Genomic DNA, 19,806 nt, shown 5'->3' on the forward strand with positions numbered 1-19,806 from the left:
GCGGCCCGCAAGGGCGGCGCATTCGCCCGCGCTCCCCGCCCTCACGGCTCCCGGATGCCCTCGTCGGCCACCTGCATCAGCGGGTAGAGGAAGTACGCGATCACCCGCTTCTGCCCGACCCGGACCTCGCCCTGCACCGCCATGCCGGGGATCAGGCCGGCGCCCTGGGGCAGGGCGCGGAGCGCCGTGTCGTCGAGGCTGATGCGGGCGCGGTAGAACAGGGCGGGCGGCTGGCCCGGCCCGGGATTGCCGCGCCCCTCCGCGTCGGACGGGAAGGCGTCGCGGCTCACGGTGCGGACATGGCCCGAGAGGGTGCCGTGCTTCTGGAACGGGAAGGCGTCGAGCTTCACCCGGGCGGTCTGGCCGCTGGCGACGTGGCCGATGTCGCGGGGATGGATCATCACCTCGGCCTCGAGCGGGCTCCCCGCCGGCACCAGGGTGAACAGCGGCTCGGCTTGCTTTGCCACCGAGCCGGCGCCGCGCTGGGCGATGTCGAGGACGATGCCGTCGGCGGGCGCGGTCAGCGTCACGAGCTGGCGCCGGAGGGCCGCCTTGCGCAGCTCCTCCGTGGCCATCGTGCGCTTCTCGCGCGCCTCGGCCAGGGCTTCGAGCACGGTGCGGCCGGTCTCGTCGAGGAAGGCCTGGCGCTGGGCGGTCGCCTTGGCGAGGTCGTGGCGCGCCTCCCCTTGGGCGCCGCGGGTGCGCACCAGCGAGGCCTCGACGTCGAGGCGGGCGTCGCGGGTCTGGAGCAGGTTGAGCTTCGAGCCGATCTGCTGCTCGAGCAGCGTCGTGCGCATCCCCTCGATCTCGCGCAGGCCCTCGAGCCGGGCGAGCAGCACCGTCTCCTCGCGGCGGTTGCGGTCGAGGCTCGTCCGGGCCCGGGCCAGCTCCTCGTCGAGGCCGCGCAGGCGGCTCTCGCGCAGCGCCCTGCGCTGGCGGGCGAGGCGGGATTCGAGCGCCTGCTCGGGTCGGGCCATGTCGAAGGCGACCTCGCGCTCGTCGAACTCGGCCTCGAGGCGCGCCACCAGGGCCTCCGCCGCGGCGAGCCGGGCGGTGAGCTGCTGCACGTCGGCCTCGCTGAAGGTCGGGTCGAGGACGGCGAGCGTCTCGCCGGCCTTGACCGGCTGGCCGACCGCGACGGCGATCGAGCGGATCGCCGCCGTCTCGAGCGGCTGGACGACGATGTGGGGGACCGTGGTGACGAGCCGGCCCCGGGCGCTGGCGATCTCGTCGATCTCCGACAGGCACGCCCACGTCACGCCGGTCGCCAGCAGGGCGGCGACGGCGTAGAGCGTCGCCCGGGCGACGCGGGGCGGCGCCCGCTCCTCGACCGCGAGCGCGTCGGGCTGGAAATCCGAGACGACCGCCGGCCGGCGCCGGGAGGGCAGGATCACGACCTCGCCGCGGGGCGGAGCCTTGGCGGGAGCGGGCTCGGAATCCGGCACGGAGGCCAGCGCCGGCCGGGCGGTCTCGTCGCCGGAGCCTCCGTGGGTCTGGGGGGCGCTCATGCGGCCTGCCTCGTCTGCTGGTTCCACAGGTGGCGGTAGGTCGTGCAGGAGGTCAGCAGCTGGTCGTGGCGCCCGGTCGCGACGAGGCGGCCGCCGTCGATCACCAGGATCGCGTTGGCGTCGACCAGGGTGGCGAGGCGGTGCGACACGATCAGCACCGTGCGGCCCCGGGCGATGCGGCGCAGGTTGCGCCGGATGATCGCTTCGCTGTCGGGATCGAGCGCGCTCGTCGCCTCGTCGAGGATGAGGAGCCGCGGATCGGTCACGAGGGCGCGCGCGATGGCGAGCCGCTGGCGCTGGCCGCCCGAGAGGTTCGAGGCGTTCTCCTCCAGCATCGTCTCGAAGCCGCGCGGCAGGCGCTCGATGAACTCGTCGGCTCCCGCGGCGCGAGCGGCCTCGGCGATCTCCTCGAAGCTCGCCGAGGGCTTGGCCGCCGCGATGTTCTCCCGCACCGTGCCGCGGAACAGGAAGCTGTCCTGGAGCACCACGCCGACCTGGCGGCGCAGGTGCGCGAGGTCGATCTCGCGGATGTCGTGCCCGTCGAGGCGCACCAGCCCCTGCTGGACGGGATAGAGCCGCTGGATCAGCCGGGTGATGGTGGTCTTGCCCGAGCCGCTGCGCCCCACCACCCCGACGATGCTGCCGGCCTCGAGCGTGAAGGACACGGAATCGAGGGCGGGCGGCCGGTCCGGCCCGTAGGCGAAGCGCACGTCCTCGAAGGTGATCTCGCCGCGCACCGGCGGGCACAGGCCGCGGCTCGGGCCCTCGGCCTCGGGTGCCCGGTTCATCACCTCGCCGAGCATCCTGACCGAGAGGGCCACCTCCTGGTACTCGTGCGCCATGGTGAGCATCTGGACGAGCGGCCCGGAGACGCGGCCGGCCAGCATGTTGAAGGCGACGAGCGCGCCCACCGTCATCGAGCGGTCGAACACGTCGAGCGCGCCGAGGCCGATGATCGCCACGGAGGTGAGCTTCTCCAGCAACCCCGTGACGGCCTGCGCGATCGCCGAGATCCGCTCGACGCCGTAGCGCATCTGCACGGCCTGCGCCGAGGAATCCTCCCACTGGCGTCCCTGCAGCGGCTCCATCGCCAGGGACTTGATGGTGCGCATGCCCTGGACCGATTCGACGAGCAGGGCCTGGCGCTCGCCCTCCGCGTCGTAGAGCGCCTGGAGCCGGCGCCGGAACGGCCCGATCAGGGCCAGGATGGTGAGCGCGACGAGGCCCGTGAAGGCCAGCACCACCAGGGTCAGCTTCGGGCTGTAGAGCAGCAGAACGGGAATGAAGACGAGGAGCGAGCAGGCGTCGAGCGCCGTGGTGAGCAGCCGCCCGGTCAGGAACTCGCGCACCCGCGAGGCCTGCTGCATGTGCTTGACCAGGATGCCCGCCGGCACCTGCTCGAAATGGGCGAGCGGCAGGCCGAGGAGGTGGGCGAAGGTCTTCACCGCGACCCGGATGTCGATGCGGTTCGAGGCGTAGAGCAGCAGGTAGCGCCTGAGGAAGGTGAAGCAGGCCTCGAAGACGAGCGCCAGCACCACGCCGCCGGCGAGCACCGTGAGCGTCGCGTAGGATTCGTGGGTCAGCACCCGGTCGATGACGAGCTGGGAGAACAGCGGCACCGCGAGGCCGACGGCGTAGAGCGCGAGCGCCGCCACGATCACGTCGGAGAACAGCCGGCGCTGGCGCAGGATCTCGGGAACGAACCACAGGAGCCCGAACGGGCGCCGGCCGTCCGTGGTGCGCCGGCGGGCCTTCGGCCGCAGCAGCAGCATCTCGCCGGCCCAGGCGGCGCAGAAGGCCGCCTCGTCGAGCAGGAAAGGCTCGTGCCGCTCGGCCTTGGGGTCGAACACGACGAGGCGCGGCGCCTCCGCCTGCCGGTCGGCGCCGGTGACGACGACCCAGTTGCCGTTCCGGAGGCGGGCGAGCGCCGGGAAGGCGCCGCCGAGATCGGCGAGGCTCGGGAAGGACAGGCGGGTCCGGCCGGCCCGCAGGCCGACCTCCCGCGCCATCCGGGTCAGCCGCGACGGGGAGACCGCCTCGTCCCCCACGGCAAAGGCGTGGGCGAGGCGCTCGGGATCGAGGTCGACGCCGTGGTGGCGCGCGACGGCGACGAGGCAGTGCAGTCCGGTATCCACGGCGGCGCCCGACGACGGAGATCAGGAGAAGTTCGGCGAGGTGTTGCGCCCCGGGCGGGCGCCGGCGAAGGGCACCGCGTCCCGCGGCGCGAGACCCTGCCCGGTGTGTCCCGGGCTGATGACGCCGGATTCGATCAGGCTGTTCTTGACCTGCTGCATCAGGTCGGCGGCGTTGGCAAAGGCGTCGGCCGGCAGGATCAGGCGCTGGCGCACCACCGGCACCGGGTTGCCGTTGGCGTCGCGCTCGGAGGGCGACAGGCTCATCAGGTCGACCCGGACGATCGAGCCGGTCACGGTGATCTCGCTGATGCCGTCGGTGTAGGTTTCCTGGATCATCGCGTTCTCCTCGGGGGACAGTTTTTGGAAGCCGCGCGTCCGGTCAGGCCGCGGCGGACGGATTGAAGACGACGTCGACCCAGTAGTTGGACCGGTTGAAGGACTGGGTCGGGAACAGGCTGGTGCTGCCATAGGCGAAGACGCCGTTGCCGCCCGACGCGTCGCTGGCCGGCGCGGTCAGCGGGCCGCTCGTCACCGCGCTGGCGAAGGCGTTGGCGGTGTTGGAGTAGCGGCCCGCATTGGTGTGGTAGGATGCCGTGTAGGTCGTGCCCGCCGCGAGGGTGACCGGGCTCGAGAAGGTGGCGGTCTGCCAGCCGCTCGCGGTCTCGTTGGTGAAGGTCGCGGTGGCGAGCTTCTGGCCGGTGCTCGACCACAGGGTGCCGGTATGGGTGCCGGTATCCTGCGTGCCCTTGTAGAACTTGATCGCGCTCACCGTCCCGGCGGTCGAGCTCTGGAACTTCACGCCGAGTTCGACCGGGCTGGTGTCGTTGGTGTTGGTCGCGGCCGGCGTCGCCGAGGACGAGAACAGGCTGACGGGGCCGGTGCCGGGGGCCGAGACGGTGAGGGCGACGCTGGCCGACGAGGTGCCGCCGCGCCCGTCCGAGATCGCGTAGGCGAAGTTCGCCGCCCCCGTGAAGCCGGTGGCCGGCGTGAAGGTGACGGTCGCGTCCGTGGTGTTGAGCGCGGCGGTGCCGCCGGTCCCGCTGGTGACGCTCGTCACGGTGAGCGGGTCGCCGTTCGGGTCGGTGTCGTTGGCGAGCAGCGCCGAGGTCGAGAAGGTGATCGGCGTGTTGCGGGTCACCGCCGGGCCGGTGTCGTTCACCGCGGTCGGCGACTGGTTGGCGGCGCTGCTGTTCGGGTTGAACACGACGTCGACCCAGTAATTGGTGTTCTGGAACGATTGGGTCGGGAAGGCGCTGGTGCCGCCGTAGGCGAAGACGCCGTTGCCGGAGGACGACGCCGTGAGCGGGCCGCTCGTCACCGCGCTGGCAAAGCCGTTGGCGGTCGTCGAGTAGCGGCCCGCATCGGTGTGGTAGGACGCCGTGTAGGTCGCGCCCGGGCTCAGCGTCACCGGGCTCGAGAAGGTGGCGGTCTGCCAGCCGCTCGCGGTCTCGTTGGTGAAGGTCGCGGTGGCGAGCTTCTGGCCGGTGCTCGACCACAGGGTGCCGGTATGGGTGCCGGTATCCTGCGTGCCCTTGTAGAACTTGATCGCGCTCACCGTCCCGGCGGTCGAGCTCTGGAACTTCACGCCGAGTTCGACCGGGCTGGTGTCGTTGGTGTTGGTCGCGGCCGGCGTCGCCGAGGACGAGAACAGGCTGACGGGGCCGGTGCCGGGGGCCGAGACGGTGAGGGCGACGCTGGCCGACGAGGTGCCGCCGCGCCCGTCCGAGATCGCGTAGGTGAAGTTCGCCGCCCCCGTGAAGCCGGTAGCCGGCGTGAAGGTGACGGTCGCGTTCGTGGTGTTGAGCGCGGCGGTGCCGCCGGTCCCGCTGGTGACGCTCGTCACGGTGAGCGGGTCGCCGTTCGGGTCGGTGTCGTTGGCGAGCAGCGTCGAGGTCGAGAAGGTGACGGGGGTGTTCTGCGTCACCGCCGGGCCGGTGTCGTTCACCGCGGTCGGCGACTGGTTGGCGACCGTGGCGCCGGGATTGAACACCACGTCGACCCAGTAATTGGTGTTCTGGAACGATTGGGTCGGGAAGGCGCTGGTGCCGCCATAGGCGAAGACGCCGTTGCCGGAGGACGACGCCGTGAGCGGGCCGCTCGTCACCGCGCTGGCAAAGCCGTTGGCGGTCGTCGAGTAGCGGCCCGCATCGGTGTGGTAGGACGCCGTGTAGGTCGCGCCCGGGCTCAGCGTCACCGGGCTCGAGAAGGTGGCGGTCTGCCAGCCGCTCGCGGTCTCGTTGGTGAAGGTCGCGGTGGCGAGCTTCTGGCCGGTGCTCGACCACAGGGTGCCGGTATGGGTGCCGGTATCCTGCGTGCCCTTGTAGAACTTGATCGCGCTCACCGTCCCGGCGGTCGAGCTCTGGAACTTCACGCCGAGTTCGACCGGGCTGGTGTCGTTGGTGTTGGTCGCGGCCGGCGTCGCCGAGGACGAGAACAGGCTGACGGGGCCGGTGCCGGGGGCCGAGACGGTGAGGGCGACGCTGGCCGACGAGGTGCCGCCGCGCCCGTCCGAGATCGCGTAGGTGAAGTTCGCCGCCCCCGTGAAGCCGGTAGCCGGCGTGAAGGTGATGGTCGCGTTCGTGGTGTTGAGCGCGGCGGTGCCGCCGGTCCCGCTGGTGACGCTCGTCACGGTGAGCGGGTCGCCGTTCGGGTCGGTGTCGTTGGCGAGCAGCGCCGAGGTCGAGAAGGTGATCGGCGTGTTGCGGGTCACCGCCAGGCCGGTGTCGTTCACTGCGGTCGGCGACTGGTTGGGGGTCGAGGCGCCGGGATTGAACAGCACGTCGACCCAGAAATTGGTGTTCTGGAAGGTCTGGGTCGGGAAGGCGCTGGTGCTGGCGTAGGTGAAGACACCGTTATTGGTCGAGGCGGTGAGGGACCCGCTGGTGAGCGGCGTGCTAAAGTAGCCGACGCTGCTCGAATAATGGCCGCGGTCGGTATGGTAGGACGCCGTGTAGGTGGTGCCCGGGGTGATGGTCACCGGGGTCGAGAAGGTGGCGGTCTGCCAGCCATCGGTGGTCTCGTTGGTGAAGGTCGTGGTCGCCAGCTTCTGGCCGGTGCTCGACCACAGGGTGCCGGTATGGGTCCCCATGTCCTGGGAGCCCTTGTAGAAGCGGATGCCGCTGATCGTGCCGGCGGTCGAGCTCTGGAACTGGACGCCGAGCTCGACCGGATCGGTGTCGACGGTGTTGACGACCTGGGGCTTCGCCGAGCCGGGAAACAGCGTCTGGGCGGTCGGCGCCGTCACCGTCAGGGTCCGCCCGGCCGACGGGCTCTCCATGTTGACGCTGTCGTCGGTGGCCCGGGAGCGGATCACGTAGGTGCCGTTGACCTGCGGCGCGAAGGTGTAGCTCCAGTTCTCGTCGCCCTTCGCCGCGCGCCAGGTGACGCCGTTGTCGGTCGAGACCTCGACGCCCGCGATCACGCCGCCGACGTCGCTCGCCGTGCCCGTGATGGTCACGGTCTGGAACGCCGACACGGTGGTGCCCGCCGTCGGCGTCGTGATGGTCGAGGTCGGCGCGGTGTGGTCGGTCGAGGCGGTGGCGGCGGTCAGGTTCGGGTCGAGCGTGCCTGGCTGGATGCCCATGTCGGCGAGCAGGTTGACCATCGCCTGCTGGATCCGCGGGTCGGTCGGCGTCGCCTCGTTGTCGTGGTTGGCCGACAGGCCCCAGGACCAGTAGACGGTGCCGGCGCCGAACACGAGGGCACCGCTCGGGGCCCGGTAGAGCGTCAGGCTGTGGGTCGCCGTGCCCTTGCCGGTGGTGTTGCCGTAATCCTGGAGGTAGGTCGTCTGGTCGAGGGTGGTCGAGGACAGGCGCACCAGCCCAGCCGGCGCCGAGGCGTTGTCGGGCGCCTCGTCCCACTCGTAGCCGAGGTAGTTCTGGTTGAGCGAGGCGGTCTGGCCCGGCTGCAGGCCGGCGATGCTGGTATTGCGCCAGAAGCGCAGGTTGGCGTCGTCGTAGGGCACCTGGATCGTGTCGAGAACGTAGGAATCGACCTGGAACATCGTGCCCGTGAGGGCATTCTCGGGGTCGTTGTTGCCGACCGTCCCGGCCGGCCCGCGGGGATCGCGGAAAGTGCCGGTCCACTGGTTGGTCGGGTCGAGGTTCTGGTTCGCCCCCCAGGTCTCCTTGTACGAGACCAGCGTGCGGTACGGCGTGGCGTCGCTGCTGATGCTGTTGGAAAACCGCGTCCGCCAGTAGACCTCGTTGCCGCTCCAGAACGACAGGTTGACGCCCGCGTCCCGTGCCGCCTCGACGTTGTCGCGCTGCCGGCCCGACCAGTACTCGTCGTGGCCGACATCGAGGTACATCTTGTGGTTCAGGAGCAGGCTGCCGTAGCGGTCGGCATCGACGCCCGACATGTACGAGACGTCGTAGCCGTTCTGCTCCAGCCACATGATCGCCGGGAACTCGGCGCCGTAGATATAGTCCTGTGGCCCGGCCGCGAGTGTGCCACCCCGGGTGGTGATCGGGCGGTTGTAGCTGACCGCGTAGGCGCGCCCCTGGCCCTGGCCGGTGGCCGGGCCGTTGCCGCCGTAGAAGTTCGCCCCGCCCCACGGGTTGTAGGCCTGCCAGGTCTGGTCGGCGGTCTGGAAGATGATGTCGCTGCGGCTCGAATCGTCCCGGACGATGAACGGAATCTCGTTCTCGCCGGCCACGCCGTCCTGGCGCGTCAGCTTGGCGATGTAGACGCCCGAGACCGCGTCCGTCGGCACGGTCCACGATGCCGAGATCGACCAGTTGCCGGCATCGACCAGTCCGGTCGTCGCGTCGCGCAACGGGTTCGGCTGGTTCTGCACCCCGGTATGCTGGATCGTCTGGACCTTGCGCGCACCCAGGCCCCCGTAATAGCCGAGCCGGTAGATGTCGATCCGGTAGTTTGCCGAATCGGTGTTGATCTTGAAGTTGACGGTGTTGCCGACGTTCGTGCTGATGTCGGTGGCGAAGCCCTCGATGTTGTCGTCGCCCGAGCCGTCGATGCCCCATTCGCTGACCGGGTTGCCGATCTTCTGGTTCTCGAGGACGATCTTGTTGCTCGCCGTGGCGGTGGCGCTGCCCGATGCGGTCAGCGAGTTGCCGGTCGTGCCCGTGGGCTTCGCGGCGGCGACAGCGCTGGTGATCGGGCCGCTCAGGCGCGAGATCTGGCTCTTCGACGGGCCGGTGGCGGCGGTCTCCGCCCCGCCGGGCAGGGTCGTGGCGGCGCCCGCGGGCGCGCCGCTGCCGTAGCCCGGGAGCTGGCCGTTCGAGGACAGGATGCTGCCGGTCGGCAGTTCGAGGATCCGGGACGGGCAATTCACGTAGCCGCAGGTGCCGCAGCAGAACGCGACGTTCGGCGCGCCCGCTGCCGCGCCCGTGGTCACCGTGAGATCCCTGACGAGAAGGGCTGGATTTGCTGCATCGGGCGTGCCGCTCGAGCCGACGGGGGCCGAAGCGGTCAGCGCCGCGACCTTCGATCCGGAGCCCGCATCCTCCGTCGTGGCCGTGCTCGCGGTCGCCGGTTCGACCACACCCGGGACCGAGGACGATGCATTGCCGCCGGTCTGAACGGGATTGAACACCGGATCGACGGTCGTCTCGTCCGAATAGAGCATGGCGTCTGCTTTCGACAAGAAGGATTCGCGATGAGCGGCACTGTCACATTGGAAACTTCATTGTGAAAGGAGCCTTAGGCCGGCCCTGCACACAGCCTTTCGGTGCGGGCGACAACTGTCGCCTACTCCTTTCGGCGGTATTTCGTGATGGGGCCGAACGAGCTTTGATGCGGCGACGCGGCGCGTTGGCGTAGACCTGCCCGACGCGAAGGTGAGACCGGCTTTCGCAAGTCGGCGAAAGCATCTTCATCGGATGTGCTTTCAGTCGCATAATCGTCGCGACCGTGACGACTGCCGGACCTGCCGGCCTCGTCTGGCGCGGGGCATCTCGTCGTGCAATCGATGCGCAGCTTCGCGGAACTCAGCCTGCGGCTTCATCGAAACCACGCGACGCCTGTCTCATTACGGGACGATCATTCATCTTATGTACGGCGAGGGATACGAGCTATCCCGCAGCTCACGGAACCCATCCTGCGCCCCTCTATACGGCCTAGTTGCTGCACTGCATCGCAGGCGTGAGAGTTGTCGGCGCCGATCTCTTGGCTCCGAAACCGGCGCCTGCCGCACAGGAGGCAATTCACTGCGCGATTTTTACGCGGCGGAAGCGACGAATCGCCGGCTCATCACCGGTCGTTGCAGGAATATTTGATAAAATATCGATAAGACTACGTTTATTAACCCAGGCTTGACAGCCAAACATTGCTACTTATTGTCTGCGTTGCGCATCGGATCGGTCCCCGGACGGGCCCCGATCTATTTGTCATCGCGCAATCATGCCGCCGCGTTCCGCGGTTCGGCTGCCTTTCCACAGAACCGGAAATGATACATGGCTTATGAAACGGTCGCGCAGCCTTTTGCGCCGAGCAGCATCTGGAACACCCCGATCGGATCGAGTGCTCAGTTCCAGGCTGCATCCGGGGCGCAGACCGCGTCCATTCAGCATCAGGCCGGCGTGAACACCTGGATCGGGCAGGACGCGATCCCGATCTACCAGGCGAAGTCGACCGATCCGATGGCGACCTGGAGCTACGACAGCCGCGGCACCAACAATGCCGATTGGACCCTCGGCGGCAATTCGTCGATGAACGGCACGTTCCAGATGCGGACGCCGACCGACGTCCAGTTCAAGACCGGCGACGGCTGGGCGATCATCGTCTCCGAGGACGGTCAGCACTACATCGAGACCTGGCTCGGCGCGAAGACCGGCAGCAACAGCTACCACGCCAACCTGGTCGTCGAGAACACCGTCACGGGTGACGGCATCGCCAACGCGCCGGGCGCGCACGAGGGCATCCGCGCCGCCGGCATGTCGCTGATGGGCGGCGTGGTGCAGAAGGCGGACCTCGACTCGCTCGAGATCGACCACGCCGTCGCGATGGCGATCTCGACGACGCAGGCCGGCTCCGCCAAGACCCCCTACGTCTGGCCGGCGACCACCGCCGACGGCTTCAGCGGCAGCTATTCGGGCTCGATCCCGCTCGGCTCGCTGTTCGCGATCCCGAAGGACGTCGATCTGAACGCGATCGGCATCAAGACCGCCGAGGGCATGGCGCTGGCCAAGGCCTACCAGAACTACGGCGGCTACGTCACCGACACGGCCGGCCCGAACACGATGCAGCTCGCCTACCTCGAGAAGGGCGTGAGCCAGGCCCAGGCCGACAACCTGTTCAAGGACATGGGCGCCATCCGCGCGCATCTCGAGATGGTGACGAACAACACCGCCGCGACCCCGGCGGGCGGCGGCGACCACAGCGTGCCGAGCACGCCCGCCACGACGACGCCGGCCCCGGCCACCCCGGTCGCGACTCCGTCGACCGGTGGCGGCACGGCCCAGCCGAGCGTCAGCCTCGGCAGCGGCTCCGACCAGCTGCTGCTGAAGATCAGCCAGGACGCCTATCACGGCAACGCGCAGTACGCCGTGTCGGTGGACGGCAAGCAGATCGGCGGCGTCCAGACCGCGCACGCCTCGCACGCCGCGGGCCAGTCCGACCTGATCTCGGTGCGCGGCGACTGGAGCCAGGGCAACCACGACGTGGCGATCCGCTTCCTCAACGACGACTGGGGCGGAACCGCCGCCAAGGACCGCAACCTCTACGTCGACAGCGCCACCTATCACGGCCAGGACGTCCAGGGCGCGCACCTGACGCTGATGAGCGACGGCGCGCAGCACTTCACCTTCCACGACTACCTCGTCTGAGGCATCCGGCGCCCCGCCCGCCACCGGCGGGCGGGGTTCCCGCGTGCCCCTCTCCTCCCACCGACGCGCCGCCGCCGCCGGCCCGATCCCTCCGGCCGGCCGCCGCCGCGCGCCGTCCCACGGAGCCCGCCCCCTTGATTGCCCCCGATCTCCGCCTCCCGCGCCCCGGGATCGTCCGGCGCGTCGGCGCCTTCGCGCGCGCCCGGACCGCGCCCCTCCTCGCGTCGCTGCGCGCGCCCGGCTCCGCCGAGCCCGGCGAAGGTCTGCGCCAAGAAAGTTCGCCCCGAGCGGGCCTGCGTCACGACGCGCTCACCGCCTTCGGGCTGGGGGCCTCCCGCGCCGCCTCGGCCCCGCCGCTGGTGACGGCCCTGGCGCAGCTGCGGCACGTGGTGCTGGGCGTCGCGGTGCTCAGCGGCGCCGTGAACCTCCTGGCGCTCGCCGGCTCGTTCTACATGCTCGAGGTCTACGACCGGGTGATCCCGAGCCGCAGCGTGCCGACGCTCGTGGGCCTGAGCCTGATCGTGCTGGTGCTCTACCTCGGTCAGGGCTTCTTCGAGCTGATCCGGTCGCGCCTGCTCCTGCGGGCCGGCCGGGCCTTCGACGAGGCCCTGAGCCGCCGGGTGTTCCGCGCCGTCGTCACCCTGCCGCTGCGCGGCCGGGCGGAGGCCGACGGCCTCAGGCCGATGCGCGACCTCGACCAGATCCGCGCCGCGCTCGCGGGCGGGGGCCCGGGCGCGCTGTTCGACCTGCCCTGGGTCCCGGTCTATCTCGGCCTGCTCTTCGCCTTCCACGTCTGGATCGGGCTCACCGCGCTCCTCGGCGCGCTGGCGCTGATCGGCCTGACGATGCTGGCCGAGATCCTCACCCGCCACCACGCCCGCGACGCCCGCGAGGCGGCGGCCGCCCGCGGCTTCGTCGCCGAGGCGAGCCGGCGCAACGCCGAGACCGTGCGGGCGATGGGCATGGAGCCCGACCTCGCCGGGATCTGGTCCCGGGCGAGCGCCGCCTCGCAGGCCACCCAGGAGCGCACCGCCGAGATCACGGGGGCGATCCACAACGCCTCGAAGGTGCTGCGGGTGGTGCTGCAATCGGCGGTGCTCGGCGTCGGCGCCTTCCTGGTGATCCGCCAGGAGGCGACCGCCGGCGTCATCATCGCCGGCTCGATCCTGAGCGCCCGGGCGCTGGCGCCGATCGACCAGGCGATCGGCTACTGGAAGACCTTCTCGGCCGCCCGCGAGTGCTGGCGCCACCTCGGTTCGGCGCTCGGCGCCGCCGGCGCGGAGCCCGAGGGGCTGACCCTGCCGGCCCCGCGCGAGGGGCTGACCGTCGAGCAGGCCAGCGTCGGCCCGCCCGGGGGGCAGCGCCTCACCGCCCTCGATGTCGGCCTGACGCTCACGGCCGGGCAGGGGCTCGGCATCGTCGGCCACAGCGCGTCGGGCAAGTCGTCGCTCGCCCGGCTGCTCGTCGGGATCTGGCCCGCGGCCCGGGGCGCGGTGCGCCTCGACGGCGCCCGCCTCGACCAGTGGCGGCCGCAGGATCTCGGCCGCCACGTCGGCTACCTGCCGCAGGAGGTCGAGCTGTTTCCCGGCACGGTGGCGGCGAACATCGCGCGCTTCCGGCCGGAGGCGGAGGCCGAGGCGATCATCGCGGCGGCCAAGGCCGCCCGGGTCCACGACCTGATCCTGTCGCTGCCCGAGGGCTACCAGACCCAGATCGGCGAGCGCGGGGCGCTGCTGTCGGCCGGCCAGCGCCAGCGCCTGGCGCTCGCCCGCGCCCTCTACGGCGATCCCTTCCTGGTGGTGCTCGACGAGCCGAACTCGAACCTCGACCAGGAGGGCGAGGCGGCGCTCACCGAGGCGATCGTCGGGGTGCGGGCGCGGGGCGGCATCGTGGTGGTGGTCGCCCACCGGCCGAGCGCGCTCGCGGCGCTCGATCAGGTGATGGTGATGGCCGATGGCCGCGTCCAGGCGCTCGGCCCCCGCGACGAGATCCTGCCCGCGCTCAACCGGCCGCGCGCGATGCCGGCCGCCCCGACGGGCTTCGCCGCTGGGTTCGCCCCGATGAGCCTCAAGGTCGCCCAGGGAGGGCGTGCGTGATGAACCCGATCACCCCCCGGACCCAGGCCTCGATCCGCCGCCACCTCCTGGCCGGCGCGGTCGGCGGCGCGCTCCTGTTCGTCGGCGCCGGCGGCTGGGCCGCCCTCGCCGAGTTCTCCGGCGCCGTCGTCACCGCCGGCTCGCTGGTGGTCGAGTCCGACGTCAAGAAGGTGCAGCACCCGACCGGCGGCGTCGTCGGCGAGTTGCGGGTGAAGAACGGCGACCGGGTCGCGGCCGGCGACGTGCTCCTGCGCCTCGACGAGACGGTGCTGCAGGCCAACCTCGCCATCGTCACCCGCTCGATCGACGAAGCGACCGCCCGGCGCGCCCGGCTCGAGGCGGAGCGCGACGGGGCCCCCGACGTGAGCTTCCCGGACGCGCTGACGGCGCGGGCCGCCGACCCGGTGGTGGCCGGGCTCATCGCCGGCGAGCGCCGGCTGTTCCAGACCAGGGCCAGCGCCCGCGAGGGCCAGAAGTCCCAGCTCGCCGAGCGGGTCGGCCAGCTCGACGAGCAGATCCGCGGCCTCGACGAGCAGATCGCCGCCAAGGCCCGGGAGATCGTCCTGATCGAGCGGGAGCTCGGCGGGGTGCGCGACCTGTGGGAGAAGAAGCTCGTGCCGATCCAGCGGGTGAGCGCGCTCGAGCGCGACCTCGCGCGGCTGGAGGGCGAGAAGGGAACGCTGATCTCGACGATCGCCCAGGTGCGCGGGCGCATCACCGAGACGCGGCTGCAGATCCTCCAGATCGACCAGGACCTGCGCACCGAAGTCGGCAAGGAACTGGCGGAGATCCGCAGCAAGGTGTCGGAATACGCCGAGCGGCGCATCACCGCCGAGGACCAGCTGAAGCGCGTCGAGATCCGGGCGCCGCAGGACGGGCTCGTGCACCAGCTCGCGGTCCACACGGTGGGCGGCGTGGTGGCGCCCGGCGCCGAGATCATGCAGATCGTGCCGACCGCCGATCACCTGACCGTCGAGGCGAAGCTCGCGCCGCAGGACATCGACCAGGTCCATGTCGGACAGGCGGCGACCCTGCGCTTCTCGGCCTTCAACCAGCGCACCACGCCGGTCATCACGGGGGCGGTGTCGCGGATCTCCCCCGACCTCACTACCGATCCGCGCACCGGCCAGGGCTCGTACACGACCCGCGTCGCCGTGCCGGAGGCCGAGCTGAGGCGCCTCGGCGCCGTGAAGCTCACGCCGGGCATGCCGGTCGAGGCCTTCATCCAGACGCAGAGCCGCACGGTGCTGAGCTATTTCACCAAGCCGCTCGCCGACCAGGTCGCCCGGGCGTTCCGCGAGAAGTGAGGGCCGGGGCCCGTCCCCGGAGGACGGGCCCCTTCGCGATTCCTCAGCCCCCGATGGCGCCGGAGGCGCCGACCACGGCCACCAGCAGCCCGCAGGCCAGGACGCCGATCATCGCGTAGGTGACGGTCTTCAGCATCGATGGTCCTCGCTATGCTCGGTTGGACGGTGCCACCGCTCGCAGGTCGCGTGCCAACGCGCCCTCCGGCGGCAGGCGGCTCCTGGGTAAAACGGCGAACGCTGCGGAAGGTTCATCGCAGCGCACAAATACCGAGGCTTCGATTGAAACGGGGACGTCGGATTGTGCGGTGGCGCACATCGGCGGTTCGACGGGACCCATCGCCCGGAACGATTCCCGCCGACGAACCCCCCTCCCTCTGCGGGGGAGGGTGCCCTGCGGCGAGTGCGAAACACGCGTGCGCGGGGCGGGAGAGGGGAACCGCGCTCCCGAAGATGACTGAACCGTTTTGAAGGGCGCTCTCAGGATGAGCGTCGCGCTACCCCTCTCCCGCCTCGCTTCGCTCGCCAACCCTCCCCTGCAGAGGGGAAGGGTTTTCGCGCGTCTTTACGCCGCCTCGCGCGACAGCTTGATCGTCTCGCGCTGGATCAGGTCGCGGTAGAACCCGTCGAGGTGCACGAGGCGGTCGGGCGAGCCGTCCTGGATCACCTGACCGCCGTCGAGCACGACGATCCGGTCGAAGTCCTTCAGGGTCGAGAGACGGTGCGCGATGGCGATGGTGGTGCGGCCCTTCATCAGGTTGCCGAGCGCCTCGCGGATCGCCTCCTCCGACTCGGTGTCGAGCGCCGAGGTCGCCTCGTCGAGGAGCAGGATCGGCGAGTTCTTCAGGATGGCGCGGGCCACCGCGATGCGCTGGCGCTGGCCGCCCGAGAGCTTCACGCCGCGGTCGCCCACGATGGTGTCGAAGCCGCCCGGCAGGTCGTTGATGAAGTCGGTGCAGCGGGCGGCGGCGGCGGCGGCCCAGACGTCCTCGTCGGAGGCGTCCGGCCGGCCGTAGCGGATGTTCTCGCGCAAGCTGCGGTGGAACAGCGAGATGTCCTGCGGCACCACGGTGATCGCCTCGCGCAAGGATTCCTGCGTGACCCGGCCGATATCCTGGCCGTCGATGAGAATGCGGCCGTTCTGCGGGTCGTAGAAGCGCTGCAGCAGGGTGAACAGGGTCGACTTGCCGCCGCCGGAGCGGCCGACGAGGCCGACGCGCTCGCCCGGCTTGATGTCGAGGTTGAAGTCGCCGAACACCTCGCGGCCGTCGGGATAGTTGAACTTCACCTTCTCGAAGGTGATGCGGGCGCCCTCGCCGACGAGGGGCTTCGCTTCCGGGTGGTCGCGCAGGTCGTGCGGCTGGAGCAGCGTGCGCAGGGCCTCCGACAGGCGGGCGGTGTGCTGGGTGACGTCGACGAGCGCGACCGCGAGGTCGCGGGTCGCCGCCAGGATGGTGATGCCGAGGGTGCAGACCAGCACCACCTGGCCGGCGGTGGCGGCGCCCGCCTGCCACATCTTGATCGCCCAGAACAGCAGGCCCAGCACCGCCACGACGGTGATGAGGGCGTGCATGATGCGCAGGCGCTCGAGGTAGAGGAGCGAGCGGCGGCGCGCCTTCATCTCGGTGCCGATGGTCTCGTCGAAGCGGGCGAACTCGCGCTTGTAGGCCGAGAAGGCGCGCACGAGCGGCATGTTGCTCACGAGATCGACCATCTCGCCGTCGACCGAGGCCGCCTTCTCGGCGAAGTCGTGGTGCAGCGGCTTGCCGGCGGCGGCGATGCGGAACATCAGCACCACCACGCCGCCGCAGATGACGAGCAGCCCGACCGCCATCGGCACGCTGACGCTGCCGACGTAGAGGATCGCGCCGAACGCCGCCGCGCAGGGCGGCATCACGTTCCAGACGAACATGTTCTCGGCGGTGAAGATCGCGTTCGAGGTCGCGGTGATCCGGCTCGCCAGGGTGCCGGGCTGCCGGTCCGCGAAGTAGGACGGCGAGTGGCCGGTCAGGTGCTGGAACAGGTCGCGCCGGACGTCGCCGGTGACCTTCACGAAGGTGAAGCTGGCGATCAGGCTCGCCACCCGCCACAGCATGTTGTCGGCGGCGATGAAGCAGATCAGCACGGTGAGCGCCGGCCAGATCAGGGTGTTGTTCTCAGGTCCCTTGCCGAGGGCGTCGACGACGCCCTTCAGGCCGTACTGGGTGCTCACCGAGCAGGCCACGGCGCCCAGAACGGCGACCAGGATGGCCGCGTGGGGCACGATGCGGCGGCGCAGGTAGCGGGCCACGAAGGCCCAGGGCCGGTTGGCGTACGCGCAGAGGTCATCCATCGTGGCGATCGATCCCGGTTCTTCGCACGCGTGCGACCCACGGTCGGGAGAGGGAAACGGGATGCAAGAACCCCGCCGAACGCCTCTCCGCACTCTCCCGCAAGCCCCACCCGCTTCTCGCAACGCGCAAGCGTCACCTTATGTTTCAGGCGGACGGTGAAGTCCGTGGTGTAATCCGTCGATCCTGAACGGGAGTTGAGCGGCGCTGCACCGCACACCGGTTTCCGGCGCCCCGGGCCGCGGATCTCCCGGCCTCACGCGTCCCGGGCCCGCCGGGTCTCCGGCATGATCAGCACGATCAGGACGAGCGCCGCGAAGGCCACGGCGGCCAGCCCCAGGAAGGCGGCGTGGGAGCCGAAATGGTCGGCCATGTAGCCCGAGAGCGTCGTGCTGGCCGCGGCCCCCAGGCCCATCGCGGTCCCCACCGCCCCGAGCGCCATGTTGAAGCGGCCGGTGCCGCGGGTGCAGTCGGCGACGATCAGCGGCACCATCACGCCGAGCACAGCCGCCGAGATGCCGTCGAAGACCTGCACCGCCACCAAGAGCTCGGGCGCGTCGGTATAGGCGAAGAGCAGGCCGCGGATCGGAAGGGCGGCGAAGCCCAGGATCAGGAGCGGGCGCCGGCCATAGGCCTGGGCGGCGCGGCCGACCGCCGGCGCGATCAGCGCCATCACCATCTGGGGCGCCATGATGCAGGCGGCGATCAGGATCGTGGCGGTCTGGCTCGCCCGCACGGTGAGCACGCTGCCGACCAGCGGCAGCATCGCCGCGTTGGCGACGAAGAACAGGGTGATGCAGGCGGAGAAGCACAGGAGCGCCCGGTTGGTGAGCAGGAGCTTCAGGCTCGCCCAGCCGCCCGGCGCCTCGCCGCCGTCCGGCGCCTGCGGCCGCACCACGTCGATCTCGCTCGCGCGCACGAAGTACAGGGCGGCGAGCGTCGGCAGCGCCAGGGCGGCCGTGACGTAGAACACCGCCTCGCTCGACAGGTAGTAGCCGCAGGCCCCCATGCCGGCGGCGGCGAGCGCGTTGCCGATCGAGGAGAAGCGGGCGTTGCGCCCGAGGCGCTCGCCCAGGCCCGCATGGCCGACGAGGCCGAGGCTGATCGCCGCGATCGCCGGCGTGAGGGTGCAGCTCGCGATCGAGTGTGCCGCCATCGAGAGCGCGACGATCAGGAAGGTCGGGAACAGGGCGAGGCCGGCGGCCGAGAGGCCGATCACCGCCACCGACAGGGCGGCGACGAAGCGCTTCGAGGTCACCCAGTCGACGAAGGCGCCGCCGGGCACCTGCCCGAACAGGCTGAACAGCCCGCCGATGGTGAGCACGAGGCCGATGTCGGACTGGGTCCAGCTCTGCGAGGTGAAGTAGACCGCCACGAACGGGCCGAAGCCGGTCTGCAGGTTGGCGACGAAGAACGTGAAGGCGTCGAGGCCGCGGCTGCTGGCGAGCGAGGGCGCCGGCTTCTCCCGCCGCCGGCCCGCCGACCCGCCGGCCCCGTCCCGCAAGCCGTCGCGGGCGGGATCCTGGCGGGGATCCGGCCGCGCCTCGGTGCGAGGCACGTCCCGGTCGCGATGGGCGAGGGGGCGGCGATAGGCCTGGCGCGGTCGCGTCATTTGTCCGGCGGGTTGCGCGCCGCAGCCTGGTCGGCGTCGGGCGCCGCCGGAGGAGGCGACGTCGTCGCGGAGGGTGCGGGCGCCGCCGGGGGCGCGGCGGGGGCGGCGGTCGCCGGGGCGGCGGGCGTCGCCGGCGCGGGAACCGGGCCTGCGGGACCGAGCACCACGATCGGGTCGCCGGGCTTGTACTCGGGCGAGACCCGCACCTGGTTGCGGTTGAGCTGCAGCACCGCGCGGCCGGGCTTGTTGTCGGCCGAGAAGTGCAGGGCGCGCCAGTCGACCGCGATCTTGCGCGAGCCGACGCCGAGGAAGCCGCCGAAATCGATGATCGCGGCCCGGGGCCGGCCGTCCTTGTCGACGATGATGTCGATGATCCGGCCCATATCCTCGCCGGCGGCGCTGCGCACCGGCTTGCCGAGGACGCCGTCGTAATCCTGGGTGTCGAGCACCGTGGCCGGGGTGCCGGACGGAACCGCCGGCGCCTGCGCCGCGGGGGCGGGATTCGCGGGCGCCGGGACCTGGTTCGCCGGCGCCTGGGCGGCCGGTGCTTGCCCTGCGGGGGCTTGCCCGGCGGGGGCTTGGGGCTGGGCCGCGGGCGCTTGAGTTTGGGCCGCGGGCGCCTGCACGGCCGGTGCGGGGGTCGGCGCGGGCGCCGTCGGGGCCGGGGCCGCCGGCTTCTGGGCGTCCGGCGGTACCGAACCCTGCTGCGCCTGGGTCGCCGTCACGGCCGAGAGCGCGGCGAGGGCCGTCAGCATCGTCCGCAGGGTTCCGGGCAAGGTTCCGAGCAAGCGGGCCTCTCGCAGCGTCACGCGGTGTGTCCTGCCGGCAACCGCGGCGGAGGCCGGCGGTTCCGAACGCGAGGGGTCCGGATGGCGGAGGAACGCGGCGAAGTTGTGGGGGCGGGGCGGCAGGGGCAGCCGGGCGGGCGCGTCACCGCCGCGGTCGAGCCGTCGAGCAGACATCGTGGGCCTCCGGGGCAGGCGCGGCGGCCCGCCCGAGCATCGGTCGTTGGGTTGTCGCGGCGCGCGGGCCTC

Annotated in this window: 10 protein-coding genes; 3 read left to right on the forward strand and 7 right to left on the reverse strand. The window is 71.2% G+C overall.

From position 1 onward, the window contains the following. Positions 1–41 precede the first annotated feature (41 nt). From DK419_RS11030 to DK419_RS11045, 4 genes are read right to left on the reverse strand one after another with little or no spacing between them, the layout of a single operon-like run. Positions 42–1,508, reverse strand: a complete 1,467-nt coding sequence (locus DK419_RS11030) for an HlyD family type I secretion periplasmic adaptor subunit (RefSeq protein WP_109959115.1) — start codon at positions 1,506–1,508, stop codon at positions 42–44. Further along, positions 1,505–3,643, reverse strand: a complete 2,139-nt coding sequence (locus DK419_RS11035; protein WP_109959116.1) for a peptidase domain-containing ABC transporter — start codon at positions 3,641–3,643, stop codon at positions 1,505–1,507. The genes DK419_RS11030 and DK419_RS11035 overlap by 4 nt, the downstream gene beginning before the upstream one ends. A gap of 21 nt (positions 3,644–3,664) precedes the next feature. Further along, positions 3,665–3,979 (reverse strand): hypothetical protein, encoded by a 315-nt coding sequence (locus tag DK419_RS11040; RefSeq protein ID WP_109959117.1) that lies wholly within the window; start codon positions 3,977–3,979, stop codon positions 3,665–3,667. Between the two features lie 43 nt (positions 3,980–4,022). After that, entirely contained in the window at positions 4,023–9,233 is a 5,211-nt protein-coding gene (locus tag DK419_RS11045) for a DUF4082 domain-containing protein (protein WP_109959118.1), read from the reverse strand. Positions 9,234–10,185: 952 nt separating this feature from the next. Here DK419_RS11045 and DK419_RS11050 point away from each other — a divergent pair. From DK419_RS11050 to DK419_RS11060, 3 genes are all read left to right on the forward strand, one after another. After that, a complete protein-coding gene (locus DK419_RS11050; protein WP_245442905.1) occupies positions 10,186–11,430 on the forward strand; it encodes a carbohydrate-binding domain-containing protein in 1,245 nt (414 codons plus the stop codon). Between the two features lie 323 nt (positions 11,431–11,753). Beyond that, entirely contained in the window at positions 11,754–13,526 is a 1,773-nt protein-coding gene (locus DK419_RS11055; protein WP_425352667.1) for a type I secretion system permease/ATPase, read from the forward strand. Next, a complete protein-coding gene (locus DK419_RS11060; RefSeq protein ID WP_109959120.1) occupies positions 13,526–14,833 on the forward strand; it encodes an HlyD family type I secretion periplasmic adaptor subunit in 1,308 nt (435 codons plus the stop codon). Before DK419_RS11055 ends, DK419_RS11060 begins: the two co-directional genes overlap by 1 nt. Positions 14,834–15,395: 562 nt before the next feature. On the opposite strand, the gene DK419_RS11065 is transcribed toward DK419_RS11060, so the two are convergent. The 3 genes from DK419_RS11065 to DK419_RS29410 all read right to left on the reverse strand — a co-directional run bounded on the left by DK419_RS11065 (position 15,396) and on the right by DK419_RS29410 (position 19,527). After that, a complete protein-coding gene (locus tag DK419_RS11065) occupies positions 15,396–17,162 on the reverse strand; it encodes an ABC transporter ATP-binding protein (RefSeq protein WP_109959121.1) in 1,767 nt (588 codons plus the stop codon). A 254-nt stretch (positions 17,163–17,416) separates the two neighbouring features. After that, positions 17,417–18,772, reverse strand: coding sequence for an MFS transporter (locus tag DK419_RS11070; RefSeq protein ID WP_109959122.1), 1,356 nt, complete (start codon positions 18,770–18,772; stop codon positions 17,417–17,419). Continuing rightward, positions 18,769–19,527, reverse strand: a complete 759-nt coding sequence (locus DK419_RS29410) for a PRC-barrel domain-containing protein (protein ID WP_245442907.1) — start codon at positions 19,525–19,527, stop codon at positions 18,769–18,771. Before DK419_RS29410 ends, DK419_RS11070 begins: the two co-directional genes overlap by 4 nt. Positions 19,528–19,806: the final 279 nt, after the last annotated feature.

The sequence above is a fragment of the Methylobacterium terrae genome (assembly GCF_003173755.1).
Taxonomy (GTDB): Bacteria; Pseudomonadota; Alphaproteobacteria; order Rhizobiales; family Beijerinckiaceae; genus Methylobacterium; species Methylobacterium terrae.